The organism is Pseudomonas sp. 7P_10.2_Bac1 (assembly GCF_025465935.1).
Taxonomy (GTDB): domain Bacteria; phylum Pseudomonadota; class Gammaproteobacteria; order Pseudomonadales; family Pseudomonadaceae; genus Aquipseudomonas.
Genome location: NZ_JANLNV010000075.1, coordinates 1 through 18032, shown reverse-complemented (window position 1 = coordinate 18032; position 18032 = coordinate 1). Strand labels below are relative to the sequence as shown.

The window sequence follows — 18032 nt, the reverse complement described above, 5'->3', positions numbered from 1 at the left end:
CGCTCAAGGTATTAATGGCTGAGCAATCTGAAAAAGTTTTCTTGCAGGCCTGCCAGTTGCTTCAAAACATCGTCCCGGTGTCTGTCGTAGTCTTTGCTAACCAGATAAAAGGCTGACCAACCCAAACCGACATCGAGCACATCGGTTTTACGAATAACACGCCCATCAAAGAGGATGTTTTTTACATCCCGTCGGGAGGTGACCTGCATCCCGGACACATAGATGTAGTTGCCTGCCTGCCGAGACTCACAGGGCACGAACTGATAGTAAGCAACAGCCCCGCTTCGGCTACGCCTCTCAAAAATATCCTGGGCGACGCTGTTTAGCCGCAAGGCTTCAATCGAGGCCTTGATCACCGTCCTCAGAGAAGCCTGCTTTACACCCTGCAAGTTGTGCAGGGCGGCCTCTTCCAGATCGGAGAAAACCACCTTGTGGGGTATTTCGGCCTCGAGCATCTCATCGTCGGGTTGCCAGCCTACGTCAACCAACGTATTGACGAACGCCTCAAACCAGCCTTTCACTTGATGCACTCGGTTAAAGCGCTTGTCGGCAGACAGTTGCGCCAAGGCCAGGCTGTTCATGATGTCTATTTGGTCTTGAGGCTCTACACCCGGCACAAACGCCACAACACTGCTGCCTGCAAGGAGCGCTCGACTACTCATCACGCGCGTCTTTCAACGTTGAGTTGCAGCAGCCCGAAAGAGGGTCAGGTGTGATCACCGCAGTGGGTAAGTCGAGGCTCATGATCCGTTTCACACCCTCAGCCCCCAGGCCATCTTTGACTTTGTCCCTGATCCAGCTGTACGCCAAGGTATCGAGTTCAGTCTCCGAGACTGACAGCGACATCGGGCCACTCACATCCTTGCCCGGGTACGGGTGCTCGAACAACAGATGGTCCAGGGCTCCACGCAGGCTAAAGCCCAGCTGGACATCAATCAGGTGTGCCTTGGGGCTGACCACGCAGACGTGTAGAAGAACGTCAGAAACCGGCCCGATCTTCAACGATGAGCCAGCTTGCGTCACCCTGAGCACCGAATCAAAAAATAGCTCTTGCGCAGGCGAGGGATGAGCCAATGCTTTCAATCCAAGGCGTATGGCCTCTTCCATCACTGGCCGATCAAAATGCGGGGCATGGGCAAATTGCTCCATCAGCAGCGACGTCGCATCAAGTGTTGCTCCGTCAGCAAGCTCCGGGCGTCTGGACAACGAAAAACGTGTGGCCCACTTCAACTCAGATCGCGCTTTGGTCAGCCGCTCGTCCCAGGCCATCGGATCAGAAAACTTGTTTGAGGTGAGGCTGGCATATAACTGCGCATATAACTGGCTGTTCAGGATATCCAGCTTAATTTGAGGGGGTAAATCCTTGGGCAACAGGACTAACTGCCCTGATACGACTGTGTATTCATAGTCGACTAGCATTTATCGCACTCCAACATTAACGTGCCTGATATGAAGCGGCACCCAGAGAGCACCGCCAACAAGGTCTCGACTACAACCCTGTTTAATTAAAGGCCAACTGACTGTTTGCCTACTTATCAGGACTTCTTCAGCGACATGAAGAAATCATCCTGCTCCTCACCCAACCATTCCAGAATCTTTGGTTCGGCGCGATTATAACTGTCGACATTGAGATTAATCATCGTTGCCGCTTTTTTAACTTTAAGGTTGGAGCTTTTCCACTTCCAGAACCAGGCCCCGCCTTCCAATGACCGGAACTCACACTCCAAACCGGCAAATACGGTAACGGGAATACCCTGACTGGACTCCAGGCACGGCACAATTTGAAAGCTGCCGACCTTGTCGCTCTTGCTGTTTTTGTCAAACAGCGTAATAAGCGCATCGTCACTTTTAATCATTTCAAACACATTTTTCAGCAAGGGCAAGATAGCCGCCGCATTATAACTCGCAACTTGCGCAATAATATCCAGGACCAAACTGTCCATGGTGACATTGACCGTGGATGTATCATGATCAACAAAGACAAAATTGGTAGAGAACCAACCACAGTTATTGATCGCTTTCCCGTAAGCTTGATACCAGCTCATCGGCTCATTTTTACGCGAAGCAATCGTATCGGCATACTTCTCCGCAAATTGCGTGCTGTACATAACCGCTTTGCGATTTTCGGGGGAAACGCCATCAGCAAAGGCGACCACTATAGGCGAATTAACCCCAATAAAACCCTCTTCTTGTGTCGTGTGATTAATCTGCGACGAAGCGGCTTTTATCCGCGCAAACCTTGGTTGAGCTTTAATCGGAAGATTATTAAAAAAAAGCTCTGCTTCATTTTGGCTCGGCAGTTGTTCCTTGACAAAATTCATTCTAAACACTCCATTTAAGTTAATGCCGGCTTTTCCTTGCCGGGCTAACAAAACTTAGACCGCGCTTCAGAACATTGCAAAACACAACCCCATTCCAAATATTACCAAGGCTCAAACACAGCCCTTCATCACAATAATTAAATTTATAAATATAAAGCGCACACGACAAACACTCTATTCAGACTTCCAAGTGAACACCTCTATTTGAAAGTTCCTACTCGATGTTTTGATATTTCACAAACACTTGATACTCGCAAAACAACAATGGCCCCGCAGGGCCATTCTTTTCAACGCCGCATAACCGAGCGCAGATACATTCCCTACAGAGCCCAGGGTCTGTACCACATGTTTTCGAGCGAAGGTTAGGCAAGGCGAAAACAGGCGAGGAAGCGGAGTTTACGGGTTGTAAATGAGCATTCCGAGCCTGTTTTCAACGCCGCATAACCGAGCGCAGATACATTCCTTACAGAGCCTAGGGTCTGTACCACATGTTTTCGAGCGAAGGTTAGGCAAGGCGAAAACAGGCGAGGAAGCGGAGTTTACGGGTTGTAAATGAGCATTCCGAGCCTGTTTTCAACGCCGCATAACCGAGCGCAGATACATGTGGTACAGAGCCTAGGGCTTTTGCCCATACCAGCGTGGTGTATAGACCCACTCAAAACCATCAGCACGCGCGAACGTGCACGTCGTGGACGAACCCACGATGACCATGGTGCGCATGTCGACCTGATCCGGCGTCAGCGCCCCCAAGGTGGTTACACGCAGGGTCTGGCCGGGGCGGCCGATATCTCGGCCTAACACCACCGGGGTTTGCGGTGTACGGTGACGGGCGACGATTTCCAGGGCCACGCCCAATTGCCAGGGCCGGGAGCGGGAAATCGGGTTATAGAACGCCAGTGCCAGGTCCGCCTGGGCGGCGAGATCGAGGCGTTTTTCGATGATGCTCCAGGGCTTGAGGTTGTCCGAAAGCGACATCACGCAGAAGTCGTGCCCCAGCGGCGCTCCCGCCTGAGCCGCGGTAGCCAGAGACGCAGAAACACCCGGCAAGATTTCCAGGTCAACGCTGTGCCACTGCGGATCTGAAGACTCGTGCAGGGCTTCCAGCACGGCCGCGGCCATGGCAAAGACCCCCGGGTCACCGGACGACACCACCACCACCGAGCGACCTTGGGCCGCCAATTCAAAGGCGTGCCGCGCGCGCTGCATCTCTTCACGGTTATCGGTGCAGTGCAGCACTTGGTCGGCACGAAACGGGCCGGCCATGCGCACATACGTCTCGTAGCCGAGGACATCATTGGCGCGGGCCAATTCGGCCTTCACCGCGGGCACCATCAGTTCAGCCGCGCCGGGCCCAAGGCCGATCACGGCCAAGCGGCCACGGGCACGACCTATTTGCAGCGGATCCAGCGGCGTATCGGCTACGCCCACCGTCAGGCCATTGGCGAGTTCACGCCAGGCGGCTGCCACAAGGGGCTCATTCGCGCAGACAAAACGCAATGGCACTGCCAGTTCGCTGGCCGCCTCGCGCAGGGCACTGCTGGCCATCAAGGCATCATCGGCCACCACGCACGCCAACGATTGCCAAGCCAGCTTCGCCTCATGCAAGGCGTCACGCATGGCCTGCGCCGACACGTCACGTTCGACTTTCAGCAGTACGGTGCGCGGATAGATCAGCAACTCGTTGGCTGACGGCTCGCGCTCGGCATGGCCCACGTGGATAGCCAGACGCGCCTGCTGGTCTTCGGGCAATTGCGCCTGCGCCAGCCAAGGCGCCTGGCCTTCAATGCGCACCGATTCACCGGCCAGCAAATCCGAGACAAAGCGTTTACCCAGTTCCAGATCGCCCAAGGCATAGCCGCTGGGCGGGTTCAACAGGCAGGTGCCAAAACGCAGCTCACCGCTGGTGGTGATGGCCGGAGCCACGCCCAAACCTGCAGCGATTTCCCGCGCCAGCTCATTCACCCCGCCCAGCCCGCCGAGCAGCGGCACAACGGCGCTGGCATCTTCGGCCACCGCGAGCACTGGCGGCTCGGCGCCTTTCTCCAGCAACAGCGGTGCAAGGGTGCGGATCACAATGCCTGCGGCGCAGAGCGCAATGATCGGCGTGTCTTGCTGATAAAGCTGACGCAGATTGGCGCCAAAGTCGCTATAAGTGCGGTCCGCGCCGTCAACACGATCCACCAGGCCATGAATCACGGCCTGTGGATAAAGCTGCTGGATGCGTCGCGCCGTGGCCAGGCTGCCATTGCCCAGAATCACAATGGCCGGGGCTGGGCGACTCATCCTTGCCACCGTTCGCCGGGCACGATGACCAGCGAGAAGTAAGGCGAAGACATCGGGTCCACCTCATTGAGCGGGACGATTTTCTGATTGCTCATGGTCGCGCGCTCGACGTACAGCGCCCGGTCAGCCAGGCCCAGTTCGGCCAGCACTTCCCGCACTTTGTGGAAGTTGCGACCCAACTTCATGATCACCGCCGCATCGGCGTCCGCCAACCGACGCTTGAGGTCATCGTGAGGCAGCACGCCCGACAGCACCGACAAGCTCTGATTGCGGTACACCAGCGGCACACCCAGCACCGACGCGCCACCGAGCATCGAACACACGCCAGGGATCACCTGCGCCTCAAAGCGCTCGGCCAGGCGGTCGTGCAAGTACATGTAAGAGCCGTAGAAGAACGGGTCACCTTCGCAAATGACTGCCACGTCGCGACCGGCTTGCAGGTGTTCGGCAACCTCGTTGGCCGCCTGATCATAAAAGTCGCTGATGATCTGCTCGTACGACAGCGGCTCGGGAAGCACTTCGGTGGTTACCGGGTACACCAGCGGCATCAAGGTTTGCGCGGCTTGCAGATGGGCCTCGATGATGCCGAAAGCGTTGCCTTTTTTGCCTTTGGCCACGAAATACGCCACCACAGGCGACTCGCGCAGCAGGCGCAGCGCTTTTACGGTGATCAACTCCGGATCGCCCGGGCCCACGCCCAAACCGATCAAACGTCCTGGTTGCGCCATTATTCGATCTCCGTCGCCAACGCGTTAACGGCAGCGGCAGCCATCGCGCTGCCGCCACGACGGCCCTGCATCACCACGAACGGTATGCCACGGCTGTCTGCGGCGAGCATGGCCTTGGACTCGGCGGCTCCGACGAAACCCACCGGGAAGCCGAGGATCAACGCCGGTTTAGGGGCCCCGGCGTCGATCATTTCCAGCAGATAAAACAGTGCCGTCGGCGCGTTGCCAATCACCACCACGCTACCTGCCAGGTACGGGCGCCACAGTTCCAGGGCGACGGCAGAGCGGGTGTTGCCTTTCTCCAGCGCCAGCTCGGCCACGCCCTCGTCTTTAAGCGTGCAAATCACCTGATTATTGGCCGGCAAACGCGTGCGGGTAACGCCTTCAAGCACCATGCGCGCATCACACAAGATCGGCGCGCCAGCGGCCAGCGCATCGCGCCCGGCCTTGCCGGCACCCGGCGAGAAGCACAAATCGTCGACGGCATCGACCATCCCGCATGCATGAATCACCCGAACGGCCAGTTTTTCGAGGTCCGCCGGAATGCGTTCGAGGTTGGCCTCGTCACGGATTATGGCGAACGAATTGCGATAGATCTCTTGACCGTCGCGGATGTAATCAATCATCGGTGTTGCTCCGTTGGCGGGCTTCAAGCCAAGCACCTGCCGCTTCAATAGTAAGGTTGCGCTCGCGCAGAACACCGAAACCGGCATGTTCTGGTGCGCGTAAATAAAGGTCGTAATGACCGGGCGCCACGGCCAGCAAGGTGACCGGCGCCACGTGGGCCGCCGCGCAGGAACGCTGGCAGCCCGTCAGGTGAATCGTCTGCGGCTGTGATAACAGCCCCGCAAGTTGGCGCGCATCCTGTTTAGTGTCCGCCAGCCCCTTGGCGCAGGCACTGGAACCGGTGCAGGCAACCAGATGCGCCAGCGGGTTATGCGCATCGCAGAGCAAGCCCAATGCGTGCAGCCGCTGAGTCACCAGCGGCGCTTGCTCGGCCCGGACATCTGGCAGCAGCACGCTTTGCCATGGGGTAAACCGCAAGGTGCCATTGCCATATTGGCTGGCCAGTTGCGCCAAGCCGCTGAGCATCGCCGCATCCAGGCGCCCCAAAGCAGGCGCGGCCCCCACAAAGACGCGCCCGGGTTCTCGCTGTGGATAAGTGCCCAGCGGACTGTGCGCGGCCGAAACGTCGCGTCGCCATGCGTTCACCGGAACAATCGACACCGAGCTGCGCAACGCCAGCCGCTCGACAAAATCAGCGACAGTGCAGTCGTTGAACAGATGACGCAAGCGTGTTTGCTCGGGGCGCGCCCTATCCAGAAACAGCGTCAGAACCGCCATCACCAGTTCATGACCGTGCTCCAGTGGCACCGCCCCCAACGGCGCATCCTGCGCCGGGCAACCCGCCAGACCAAAGGCCAGCAGGGTTTGCCCGTTATCGGTGAAGGCCGACAACCATAAGTCGTGATGATGCTCCAGCATCGCCAGCGCTTCCCCGCCATCGAGTTGCACGGCGAATTTGGCCGACAACTCGGCAAAGCGTGGGGTGTTTTCAAGACTGGCGAGAATCTGCCGTGCCAGCGGCCAGGTATCGAGGGTTTGTCGCGGATCGATCCCAGCCGTTGGGCTGAGCATCAGGTTGCGCACATCATCACTGGCCGCATTCGCCGGCCCAAGGCCTGCCGCCATTAACGGCTCAATCAGCGCCGCATGTTCAGGGCCGACCCCGCGAATCTGCAGGTTGCTGCGATTGGTCACTTCAATCACACCGCTGGCATAGCGCTGCGCCACATCTGCCACGGCGTACGCTTGTTGGGCCGTGATCACGCCGCCAGCCAGCTTGACCCGGCAAATGCCGCCGTCCATCGCCTGGACGATGCGCAGTAACCCCGGGCACCCTGTCGGGCGTACCAGTGGCGTGGCGGAGAGTTCAGATGGCAGGGGCAAGTGTCGGTCCAGGGCAGGCAATGCGCTATTGCAGGTCGCGCATTATGCCTGCTTTGAGCAACGTCATGAAAAGCTTGCCGGACGGAATGCCAGATCCTGGTACTGGATCAAGCTTATCTGCGCCGATCCTTTGGGCAGGCGCTGCCACTGGCAGGCTCAAGGCGCGCTATCATGCGCGCTGCCCCGAACAGGCGGGCAGACGACTCTATCGGCGTTCAACAAGAGGATTGGCATGTCGCCCTGGCTAACAGTTGTGGGAATTGGTGAAGACGGCTTCAGCGGCCTGGGCAAAAATGCCCGGCGTGCCCTCTTGGGTGCGACGCGAGTCGTGGGCGGGCAACGCCAGCTGGACTTGCTCCCCGCGTGCATCCGCGCCGAACGCCAGGCATGGCCAAGCCCCTTCTCCCTGGCGCCGGTGCAGACACTGCGCGGCGAGCCGGTGTGCGTGCTGGCCAGCGGCGATCCGATGCTGTTCGGGGTCGGCGCGAGTCTGGCGCGGGTCGTCCCGCACGAAGAAATGCTCGTATTGCCTTCGCCGTCGTCTTTCTCACTGGCCGCGGCGCGCCTGGGCTGGGCCCTGCAAGACGTCGTGACACTCTCCGTGGTAGCCCGCCCCGTGGCCGCGCTCAATGCTCACCTGCACAGCGGCGTTCGCCTGCTGGTGCTGAGCAATGACGGCAGCAGCCCGGCCTCAGTCGCAGCGCTCTTGCGTGAACGCGGCTTCGGCCCGAGCCGTTTGTGTGTGCTGGAACACCTGGGCGGCCCGGCTGAACGGCGCATCGAAGCCAGTGCCGAAGACTGGAACGACCCCACGATTGCCGCCCTGAACCTGATCGCCATCGAATGCATCGCCTCCCCGCACGCCCAGCCGCTGTCACGCGTGGGCGGGCTGCCCGACAGCGCCTTCAAGCATGACGGGCAACTGACCAAACGCGACGTGCGCGCCATCACCCTGGCCCGCCTCGCGCCCCTGCCCGGCCAATTGTTGTGGGACGTGGGTGCGGGCAGCGGTTCGATTGGCATTGAGTGGATGCGCACCTACCCGAGCTGCCGCGCCCTGGCCATCGAAGCGGACAGCGGCCGCCAGCAACTGATCGAGCACAACCGCGATGCATTGGGTGTACCCGGCCTGCAGTTGATCCGCGGCAAGGCACCGCAAGCGCTGGCAGGGCTTGAGCGCCCAGACGCGATTTTCATTGGCGGCGGCGTGACCCGCGAAGGCGTCCTCGACACCTGCTGGCAACAACTCAAGCCCGGCGGGCGCCTGGTAGCCAATGCCGTCACCCTGCAAAGCGAGACGCTGCTAATGAGTTGGCGCGAGCGCCATGGCGGCGAGTTGACGCGAATTCATATTGCCCAGGCACAACCGCTGGGCGACTTCGACACGTGGCGCCAGGCGCTGCCGATTACCTTGTTAGAGATGACCAAGCCCTTCGATGCGTGACGAAACCGCCGAACAACCCGCGCCCCTGCGCAGCGGCCTGACCACGGGCAGTTGCGCCACCGCCACCAGCCTCGCAGCCGCACGCCTTTTGCTCAGTGGCGTGAGCCATGACGCCGTGCAAATCACCTTGCCCAAAGGCAAGGTTGTGACCATGCGCCTGGAGTTTTGCCGTCTGCACAGCGATGGCGCCGAAGCCGGCACCCTCAAGGATGCCGGCGACGATCCGGACGTCACCCACGGCGCGCTGTTGTACTCACGGGTGCGCCTGTTACCTGAAACAGGCGTGATATTCGTGGCCGGCCAAGGCGTCGGCACCGTCACCCGCCCCGGTCTGGTACTGCCGGTTGGGGAGCCGGCGATCAACCCGGTGCCGCGCAAAATGATCACCGATCACCTGCTGCAACTGGCCGCTGAACATCACTACAGCGGCGGTTTTGAAGTAACCGTCAACGTACGGGACGGCGAATCGCTGGCCCTCAAGACCATGAACCCGCGCCTGGGAATCCTTGGCGGGCTATCAATTCTCGGCACCAGCGGCATCGTCCGGCCGTTCTCCTGTGCGGCATACATCGCCTCGATCCACCAAGGCATCGACGTGGCCAAGACCAACGGCTACCTGCACATCGCCGCCTGCACCGGCAATGCCAGCGAAGACACCATGCGCCGCGTGTACAACCTGCCGGAGATCGCGTTGATCGAAATGGGTGACTTCGTGGGCGCGGTGCTTAAACACCTGCGCAAAGTCCCTGTGGATAAGTTGAGCCTGTGCGGCGGCTTCGGAAAAATCAGCAAATTGGCCGCCGGCCATATGGACCTGCACAGCCGTCACTCCAGTATCGACCTGCCGCAACTGGCCGAGTGGGCGGCGGCCATTGGCGCTGACGACGCACTGCAAGCTGCCATTCGCCAAGCCAACACCAGCCAACAGGCATTGGCCATGGCCAGCGCGCAAGGTATCGCCCTGGGTGACGCGGTATGCCAGCACGCGCTGAATTTTGCCCGCAGTGTGGTGCCCGCACAGGTGCAGGTTGAAGTCTTTGCCATCGACCGTCAGGGCGCGATTGTCGGCCACGCAGGTGCTTTCGCATGAAACGCATTCTAGTACTCGGCGGCGTCACCGAAGCCTTGGCCATTGCCCGAACGCTGGGCCCGCAGCACGTTTACAGCCTGGCCGGGGTAGGACGCGTGCCCACCGATTTGCGCTGCGAAGTGCGGGTTGGCGGTTACGGTGGCGCGCAGGGGTTGGCCAATTACCTTCGCGAACAGGGCATCGACGTGCTGCTCGACGCCACTCACCCCTACGCCGCACAAATCAGCCAGAACGCCGCCCGGGCCGCAGCCCTCAGCGGTATTCCATACTGGGCATTGCGGCGCCCTGCGTGGGTGCCTCAAGCGGGCGATGACTGGCGCGAAGTGGCCGACTGGGCCGAGTTGGTAGACGCCCTGAAACCCTTTCAGCGCCCGCTGTTCACCTTGGGCCGTGAACCGCTGGAACACCTGCACGAAATCCCCGATCACCAGTTCTGGACCTTACGCGCGCTGGACGTCTACCCCGGCAATGCACGGTGCGACGTCATCGGCGCCCGCGGGCCTTTTCTGATCGAAGACGAACGTACACTTTTTGATCAACGTGGCATCGACGTCCTCATCAGCAAAAACAGCGGCAGCAGCGCCACCGAGCCCAAACTGGAAGTCGCCCGTGAACGGGGAGTACCGGTGTTGATTCTTAAACGCCCGGAGTTGCCCGAGGTTGACCGGGTCTTTGGGACGGTGGAGGAGGTGTTAGAGGGGCTAAACCAGAAACAGATTGTCTAGGCGCTCGCGCTAAAGCCCAGAACGTGCAATCAACATCAGAGCCAAAAGCCCCTTGCTGCTTAACGCGACATTTCGCCACACAACTAGCCTTTTTACTTACGCAGGCCATTCAGGCTAAATAGCCCGCTGATCGCTTCACTCATGGAATGTGTCATGTCCCGACAACGGTTTGCATTTGCCTGGATCGCCTGCTTTGCAGTGCTGTTCAACATGCTCGCCATGTCAATGGGCGGGGCCATGGCGGCGACCAGCAGTGAGCCGAGCGAACAGGTGGTGTGGAGCAGTTTCTGCACCTCCACCGGCACCAAGATGGTGGCCGTGTCACTGGGTAAGTTTGACGCCGCCGACAGCCAGAAAGACGATCACTCCAACATGCAGCATTGTTGGTGCTGCTCTGGCTCCGCGCCCCTGGTGGCATTACCTGCGCATATTCCCTCGCTGTATTTTGCCGCGATCGAACGTGGCCACAGCCAGATCCCCGATCACCTCAAACGCCCCACCCCGCGCCAGCAATGGCCGAGCCTCAACCCCCGCGCTTCGCCCCTGGCCTGATTCACCTTCGCAACCCTTTTGCGTTTTGAATCATTCCGGAGAATGAACATGCTGAACCTGTCACTGTTCAAGCGCGCCGTTATTGCGGCGGCGTTGTTGTTGCCTGCCTGTTTTGCCAACGCCCACGAATACAAAAGCGGTGATCTGCTCATCACTCACCCGTGGTCGCAAGAGCTACCGCCCAACGCGCCCACCGTGGCCGCGTACTTTGTGATCCATAACAACGGCAGCACCGCCGACCGCCTGCTCAGCGCCGACACCCCGATTGCTGGGGGCGCCGAGCTGCACCAGCACGTGATGCAGGGCGACCTGATGAAGATGCAGCCGGTGAATGACGTCGTCGTTGCCCCCGGTGGCACGGTGACCTTCGGCCCCATGGCGTACCACGTGATGCTGGTCGACATTAAAGATCGCAGCCTGCTGCAAGACGGCAAACGCTTCCCGCTGACCCTGCATTTCGAAAAAGCGGGTGATCTACCGGTTGAGGTCACGGTGCAAAAACAGCCCCCTGAAGACAACATGGCACACATGCACGCTCACTAAAGACTGCGGTTTTTGAGCTCCATGCGCGCCCCTCGCGCCAGGCACTCCATGTCGCAGATTCGCGGCAGTTGGTTGAGCCTGTTTGCCATGCTGATGATTTTTATCGGCCCGCTGATTTCCCAAGCGGTGCCGATGAATCATCACGGCTCCATGTCGATGCCTATGTCCATGGAAATGGGCATGGACATGTCTATGCACGGCGAACACGCCGAGCATCACGCGCCATCTGCCGAGCACCATGCGCTGTGGGAAAAATGCGGCTACTGCACACTATTGTTCAGTTGCCCGGCGCTGCCTCATACCGCTGACATTGCCCTCTTCGATTCACCCCACCTTAAAAGCTATCTGCCACGGCCCACACGGTTGGGGCATGCGCAACAACCGATCTTCCCCGGCGCGCGCGCGCGGGCGCCCCCGGTATTCGTTTAAGCACGTTCACAACCTCTTGAACCTGGTCGACCTGCGGGCGCTGCTTTAGAGCGCCGCAGGCCGTCGGCCGTGTTGTTTTCGCTTGAATACTGGAATGCCTATGTCCCGCTTTACTGCTGCCTCCCGTTTGTCTCATGCCCAGACAGGCCTGCCGTTTGCCTTGAGCACCTTGTGCTGTGCCTTGCTGGCTCCCGCCGCCATGGCTGCCGAGACGGTTGACGAGCACGCTGCGCACACCAATGAGATCAGCCCGCTGGTGATTACAGCCGTTGCACCCAGCTCGCCGCTGACCATCGTCACGGACCCCAAGGACCCGCGCCAGCCTGTACCTGCCAGCGATGGCGGGGATTATTTGAAGACCATCCCGGGCTTCGCCCTGATCCGTAATGGCGGCACCAACGGCGAGCCGATTTTGCGTGGCATGTTTGGTTCACGGCTGAACATCCTCACCAACGGCGGCCAGATGCTCGGCGCCTGCCCCGGCCGCATGGACACGCCAACCTCCTATATCGCCCCTGAAACCTACGACAAACTGACCGTCATCAAAGGCCCGCAAAGCGTGCAGTGGGGGCCGGGTTCGTCGGCGGGCACGGTGCTGTTCGACCGTGAGCCCGAGCATTTTGGCGAGTTGGGCTCACGCATCAACGCCAGCGTGCTGGCAGGCTCCAACGGCCGTTTCGACAAAACCCTGGATGCCGCTGTCGGTGGTCCGCAGGGCTACTTGCGAGTGATCGGCAACACCGCCCATGCCGATGACTACAAAGACGGCCGTGGCCACACCGTGCCCTCGCGCTATGACAAATGGAACGGCGATGTCGCACTGGGCTGGACCCCAGACGCCGACACCCTGCTCGAACTCACCGCCGGCAAGGGCGACGGCGAAGCGCGCTCGGCCGGGCGAGGCATGGACGGCAGCCAGTACAAGCGCGAAAGCCTGGGCCTGCGCTTCGAAAAGTCCAATATCGGCGACGTACTCGACAAGCTCGAAGCGCAGGTTTACTACAACTACGCCGACCACGTGATGGACAACTACACCCTGCGTACGCCATCCGGCACCGGCATGATGGCTGGCCCCATGGGCGTCAACGTCGACCGCCGCACCCTCGGCGCGCGCATCAAAGCCACCTGGCGCTGGGCAGATGTGCAGTTGATCAGCGGCATTGATGCCCAGACCAACGAACACCGCACCCGCTCCGGCATGGGCATCGACACCTACAAGGATCAACACTGGACCAAGGACGCCGATTTCCACAACTACGGCGCTTTTGGCGAGTTGACCTGGTACGCCGCCGAGCGTGATCGGGTGATCACCGGCGCCCGCCTGGACCGCGCCTCGGCCAAGGATTATCGCGCCCGGCTGGGCTCGGGAATGATGAGCACGCCCAACCCGACCCTGGATAAAACCCGCGCTGACACCCTGCCCAGCGGCTTCGTGCGGTATGAGCATGACATGGCCAACAGCCCGACCACGGTCTATGCCGGTCTAGGCCATGTGCAGCGCTTCCCGGACTACTGGGAACTGTTTTCGCCCAAGTCCGGCCCGGCCGGTTCGGTGAACGCGTTTGACGCGATCAAGCCAGAAAAGACCACTCAGCTCGACGTCGGCATGCAGTACAAAACCCAGGACCTGGAAGCCTGGGTCTCGGCCTACGCGGGCGTGATTCACGACTACATCCTGTTTGACTATGCGCAGAACAGCTCCCAGGCGCAGAACATCAACGCCCGCATCATGGGCGGCGAACTCGGCGCGGCGTATCAACTGACCGACCACTGGAAAGCCGATGCGACCCTGGCCTACGCCTGGGGCAAGAACACCACCGACGGCAAGGCCCTGCCGCAAATGCCGCCACTGGACACCCGCCTGGGGCTGACTTACAGCCAGGACGACTGGAGCGCCGGCGCCCTGTGGCGCGTGGTGGCACGCCAGGATCGGATCGACCGCAACGCGGGCAACGTGGTCGGCAAAGACTACGGCAAGAGCGCCGGTTTTGGCGTGTTCTCGTTGAATGGCGCGTACCGCATCAACAAAAACGTCAAGGTCAGTGCGGGGGTCGACAACCTGCTGGACAAGACCTACAGCGAGCACCTGAACATGGCGGGCAATGCCGGTTTTGGCTACCCGGCGAACGACCCGACACCCATCAACGAGCCGGGCCGCACGCTCTGGACCAAGGTTGATGTGAGTTTCTAACAGTACCTTCCCCTGTAGGAGCGAGCTCGTCTCGCGATCTTTTAAAAATCAAAAGATCGCGAGGCAAGCTCGCTCCTACTCCTGATGAATTCTTTGCGGAGCCGCTCCTGATGAGCCAACCCACACCGTCGTTTTACAACCTGGCCTGGCGCTGGCATTTCTATGCCGGGCTGTTTGTCGCGCCGTTCATGATTCTGCTGGCCCTGACCGGGATTATTTACCTGTTCAAGCCTCAGCTTGATCCCTTGCTCTACGATCACCTGATCAACGTCAGCCCCGGCCATCACCGCCTCAGTGCCGACGATCAACTCCAGCGCGTGCAGGCCCGTTATCCACAGGGCCATATCAGCCAGTACCTGCCGCCAATCAACCCTGAGCGCAGCGCGCAATTTGTGCTCAGCAACGCTGGGCGCCAGCTCAATGTGTTTATCAACCCGTACAGCGGCGAAGTGCTGGGTGAGCAAGACGCCAAGCTCAACCTGCAAGCCGTGGCGCGCGCCCTGCATGGCGAGTTGATGATCGGCACCCTCGGCGACCGACTGGTGGAGCTTGCCGCTGGCTGGGGCGTGGTGCTGGTAGTGTCCGGTTTGTACCTGTGGTGGCCACGCGGGCAATCTGCCGCGGGTATTTTGTGGCCGCGCTTCAGCCGCCGCGGCCGGGTGTTGTGGCGCGACCTGCATGCGGTCACCGGGTTCTGGGGCGCAGCCTTGCTGTTGTTCATGCTGATCAGCGGCATGACCTGGACCGGCTTCTGGGGCAAGCAATACGCCGAGCTGTGGAACCAGTTCCCCGCCGCCATGTGGAACAACGTGCCCCAATCGGACGTTGAAGCCCGCACCCTCAACAACGCCGCCCGCCAGACTGTGCCTTGGGCCATGGAAAACACGCCGATGCCGGTTTCCGGCGCACATGCCGAGCACATGGCGCACGCAGGCCATGCCTCTGGCCCGGCGGCGCCCGGCATCACCCTGCAACAGGTGGTCGATACTGCCAACGCGCGCAAGGTCGAGCCCGGCTACAGCATTACCCTGCCGACCACAGCGCAAGGCGTATTTACCATCGCCGTGTTCGCCGACGACCCGCGCAATGACGCCACCCTGCACGTCGATCAATACACCGGCGAAGTACTGGCCGATGTGCGTTGGCAGCATTACAGCAACGTCGCCCGCGCCACGGAAATGGGCGTGATGCTGCACGAAGGCAAGCTGTTCGGCTCACTCAATCAGATCGCGATTTTGCTGATCTGCCTGATGATTCTGCTGAGTTCGGTCAGCGGCCTGGTGATCTGGTGGAAGCGCCGTCCCGCAGGCGGGTTGGGCGTACCGCCGCTGCGCCACGATTTGCCGACCTGGAAGACCGGCATCGTGATCATCCTCGCCTTGGCGGTGGTTTTCCCGCTGGTGGGCGCCTCACTGATTGGCGTCTGGTTGCTGGATCGACTACTGCTGCTGGTGCGCTCAAAACCGCATCATGAGCCGCTTTCATAGCAGGCATGAAACATCCGAGATGCGCGAAGCAGAGATATGTGGATACTGGCGCGCCAGTATCACGAGCAAAATTATTGTTATAAAGTAACAAAACGATTTAAGCTCGTTCACCCCGCCGCCAGGAGGCAGCGGGTACATCTCCAGAAAAAAGCGATTCTCGACCTCGATGAACAAGTACCTGCTTTCCAGTCTTTGCCTGTTGGCAATCAACAGCGCGCACGCAGATGACACTGCGTCGTCGCTGATGTTGCCAGCCGCCACGATCACTGCACCCGAGGTCGATGCCGAAAGCGTCGACCTCAAGACCGCCACCACCGCCGGTTCGCGCCTGAACCTCAGTAGCCTCGAAACCCCGGCCAGTGTCGAAAGCCTGACCGGCGCGCAGATCCGCGCACGAGGCGACCGCAGTGTGCAGGACGCCGTGACCCGCACCACCGGCATCAGCTTCACCGGTTCGCCGGGCAACGGTGGCTCGGCCTACTCGGCGCGCGGCTTTGACGGCCCGGGCTCGGTCATGCAGCTCTACGATGGCACCCGCATGTACAGCGGCGCAGGTACGGTAACGTTCCCGGTGGATGACTGGTCGGTAGAGCGTATCGACGTGCTGCGCGGCCCGGCGTCGGTGCTGTATGGCGAAGGCGCGACCGGCGCGGTGATCAACGTGATCCCGAAAAAGCCGTTCAGCGGCGAGATCGAAAACCATATCCGCGTGGGCTATGGCTCATACGACACCCAGCAGCAGGCACTGGACAGCGGCGGCTCGCTGACCGACACCCTGAGCTACCGGTTGAACATCAACCACACCCAGAGCAACGGCTGGATCGACCACGGCGATTCCGAAAACACCTTCATCAGCGCCGCCCTGCGCTGGCAGGCCACCGACGATCTGGCGTTCACCCTGAGCCACGACTACGGCGACCAGGAGCCACAGAACGATTTCGGCGTGCCGTTGATCAATGGCCGCTACCACAAAGGCTTGCGCGACAAGGACTACAACGTCAGCGACGCCAAACTGCACTACAACGACCAATGGACGCGCCTGAACAGCGAATGGCGGATCAACGACAACCTGACCGCTACCAACGAGCTGTATTACCTCAAGGCCCAGCGCCGCTGGCAGAACGCCGAGAACCACGCGTGGGATGAAGCCAGCCAAACCCTGTTGCGCAGCGGCTATTTCAGCATCAAGCATGAGCAGGAACAGGTTGGCGACCGCCAGACCTTCGCTCTCAGCCACGACCTGTTCGGCCTCAAGAGCAAAACGCTGGTGGGCATGGACTACAACCGTATCCACTTCAATCTGCACAGCAACTCGCCGTATGACGATGTCGACGAGAACGGCCAGCCGATCGACCTCTACCACCCGGACCGTGGCCAGTGGCAGAGTGCGTCGCCTTACCGCGACCAGTTCACCAGCACCACGCAGCAGTTCTCGCTGTTCGCAGAAAACCGCACCGAGCTGACCGATCAACTGTCGCTGGTCACCGGTGTGCGCCGCGACATGGTGCACCTGGACCGCGATGATTTCTCGGTGGACAACGTCACCACCCGCTCCGACCGCAGCTTGTCGGCCAACAGCTGGAAAGTCGGCCTGGTCTACGAATTGACCCCGGACACCTCGGTCTACGCCCAGCAAGCCACCAGCGTCGATGGCGTCGGAGGCTTGATCAGCCTGAACCAGAACCAGCAGAACTTTGGCCTGGCCCATGCTCGCCAGACCGAAGTCGGCTTCAAACAGATGTTCTGGGACCAGCGCGGCGAGTGGACATTGGCGGCGTATCACATCGTCAAGAAGGACTTGCTGACCACCGACCCAGCTGACGTTACGCGCACGTTGCAAGTGGGCGAGCAGTCGTCCAAAGGCCTGGAAGCCAGCCTTGATTTGCAATTGCCTGACCGCTGGCAGCTCCAAGCCAACGCGGCCGTGGTGCGGGCCCAGTACGACAAATTCGATCAAGGCGGTGTGTCATACAAAGGCAACCGCCCGACCGAAGTCCCGCGTCGCACTGCCAACCTGTGGTTGAGCAAAGCCATTACTGACGACGTGAATGCCGGCGCGGGCGTGCGTTATGTCGACGCGCGTTACGCCGACATCGCTAACACCGCCGAGCTGCCGAGCTACACCGTGGTCGATGCGACAGTCAGCTGGAAAGCCCTGCCAAAAACCACCTTGGGTCTGCGGGTAAATAATTTGTTCAACCGCCAGTACGCCTTAAGCCAATACAATGACGGCCAACAATGGATCATGGGTGAACCGCGGTCGGTCTTCGTAACGGCGGATTACACCTT

General features: G+C 60.4%; 16 protein-coding genes. 9 read left to right on the top strand and 7 right to left on the bottom strand.

Annotated elements, in window-relative coordinates; translation table 11 throughout:
* Positions 1–11: 11 nt before the first annotated feature.
* The 7 genes from NTD86_RS15370 to cobG form a co-directional block, all read right to left on the bottom strand.
* Complete coding sequence (locus NTD86_RS15370; RefSeq protein ID WP_262203434.1) at positions 12–581, bottom strand: hypothetical protein; 570 nt, start codon at positions 579–581, stop codon at positions 12–14.
* A 73-nt stretch (positions 582–654) separates the two neighbouring features.
* Entirely contained in the window at positions 655–1419 is a 765-nt protein-coding gene (locus NTD86_RS15365) for a hypothetical protein (protein ID WP_262203433.1), read from the bottom strand.
* A 116-nt stretch (positions 1420–1535) separates the two neighbouring features.
* Positions 1536–2321: a hypothetical protein gene (locus tag NTD86_RS15360; RefSeq protein ID WP_262203432.1), complete on the bottom strand. Its 786-nt coding sequence runs from the start codon at positions 2319–2321 to the stop codon at positions 1536–1538.
* 615 nt (positions 2322–2936) lie between these two features.
* Positions 2937–4604, bottom strand: a complete 1668-nt coding sequence (cobJ, locus tag NTD86_RS15355; RefSeq protein ID WP_262203431.1) for a precorrin-3B C(17)-methyltransferase — start codon at positions 4602–4604, stop codon at positions 2937–2939.
* On the bottom strand, positions 4601–5332 hold the full coding sequence (locus NTD86_RS15350) for a precorrin-2 C(20)-methyltransferase (protein ID WP_262203430.1): 732 nt from the start codon (positions 5330–5332) through the stop codon (positions 4601–4603). Before NTD86_RS15350 ends, cobJ begins: the two co-directional genes overlap by 4 nt.
* On the bottom strand, positions 5332–5958 hold the full coding sequence (locus NTD86_RS15345) for a precorrin-8X methylmutase (protein ID WP_262203428.1): 627 nt from the start codon (positions 5956–5958) through the stop codon (positions 5332–5334). Before NTD86_RS15345 ends, NTD86_RS15350 begins: the two co-directional genes overlap by 1 nt.
* Entirely contained in the window at positions 5951–7201 is a 1251-nt protein-coding gene (gene cobG, locus NTD86_RS15340) for a precorrin-3B synthase (RefSeq protein ID WP_262203546.1), read from the bottom strand. The genes NTD86_RS15345 and cobG overlap by 8 nt, the downstream gene beginning before the upstream one ends.
* 313 nt (positions 7202–7514) lie before the next feature.
* Between cobG and cbiE the strand changes: the two genes are divergently transcribed.
* The 9 genes from cbiE to NTD86_RS15295 form a co-directional block, all read left to right on the top strand.
* Entirely contained in the window at positions 7515–8726 is a 1212-nt protein-coding gene (gene cbiE, locus NTD86_RS15335; RefSeq protein ID WP_262203426.1) for a precorrin-6y C5,15-methyltransferase (decarboxylating) subunit CbiE, read from the top strand.
* Positions 8719–9816, top strand: coding sequence for a cobalt-precorrin-5B (C(1))-methyltransferase (locus NTD86_RS15330; protein WP_262203425.1), 1098 nt, complete (start codon positions 8719–8721; stop codon positions 9814–9816). Before cbiE ends, NTD86_RS15330 begins: the two co-directional genes overlap by 8 nt.
* The gene (locus tag NTD86_RS15325; protein ID WP_262203424.1) at positions 9813–10541 is read left to right on the top strand and encodes a cobalt-precorrin-6A reductase; all 729 of its coding nucleotides are present in this window, start codon (positions 9813–9815) and stop codon (positions 10539–10541) included. Before NTD86_RS15330 ends, NTD86_RS15325 begins: the two co-directional genes overlap by 4 nt.
* 153 nt (positions 10542–10694) lie before the next feature.
* Entirely contained in the window at positions 10695–11093 is a 399-nt protein-coding gene (locus NTD86_RS15320) for a DUF2946 domain-containing protein (RefSeq protein ID WP_262203423.1), read from the top strand.
* 48 nt (positions 11094–11141) lie between these two features.
* Positions 11142–11636 carry a copper chaperone PCu(A)C gene (locus NTD86_RS15315; RefSeq protein WP_262203422.1) on the top strand — a complete coding sequence of 165 codons (495 nt, stop codon included), beginning with the start codon at positions 11142–11144 and terminating at the stop codon, positions 11634–11636.
* 48 nt (positions 11637–11684) lie between these two features.
* Positions 11685–12065: a DUF2946 domain-containing protein gene (locus NTD86_RS15310; protein ID WP_262203420.1), complete on the top strand. Its 381-nt coding sequence runs from the start codon at positions 11685–11687 to the stop codon at positions 12063–12065.
* Between the two features lie 100 nt (positions 12066–12165).
* Entirely contained in the window at positions 12166–14256 is a 2091-nt protein-coding gene (locus NTD86_RS15305; protein ID WP_262203419.1) for a TonB-dependent copper receptor, read from the top strand.
* Between the two features lie 110 nt (positions 14257–14366).
* The gene (locus NTD86_RS15300) at positions 14367–15743 is read left to right on the top strand and encodes a PepSY-associated TM helix domain-containing protein (RefSeq protein WP_262203417.1); all 1377 of its coding nucleotides are present in this window, start codon (positions 14367–14369) and stop codon (positions 15741–15743) included.
* A 166-nt stretch (positions 15744–15909) separates the two neighbouring features.
* The coding region (locus tag NTD86_RS15295; RefSeq protein WP_262203416.1) for a TonB-dependent receptor at positions 15910–18032 on the top strand (2123 nt) is incomplete at its 3' end.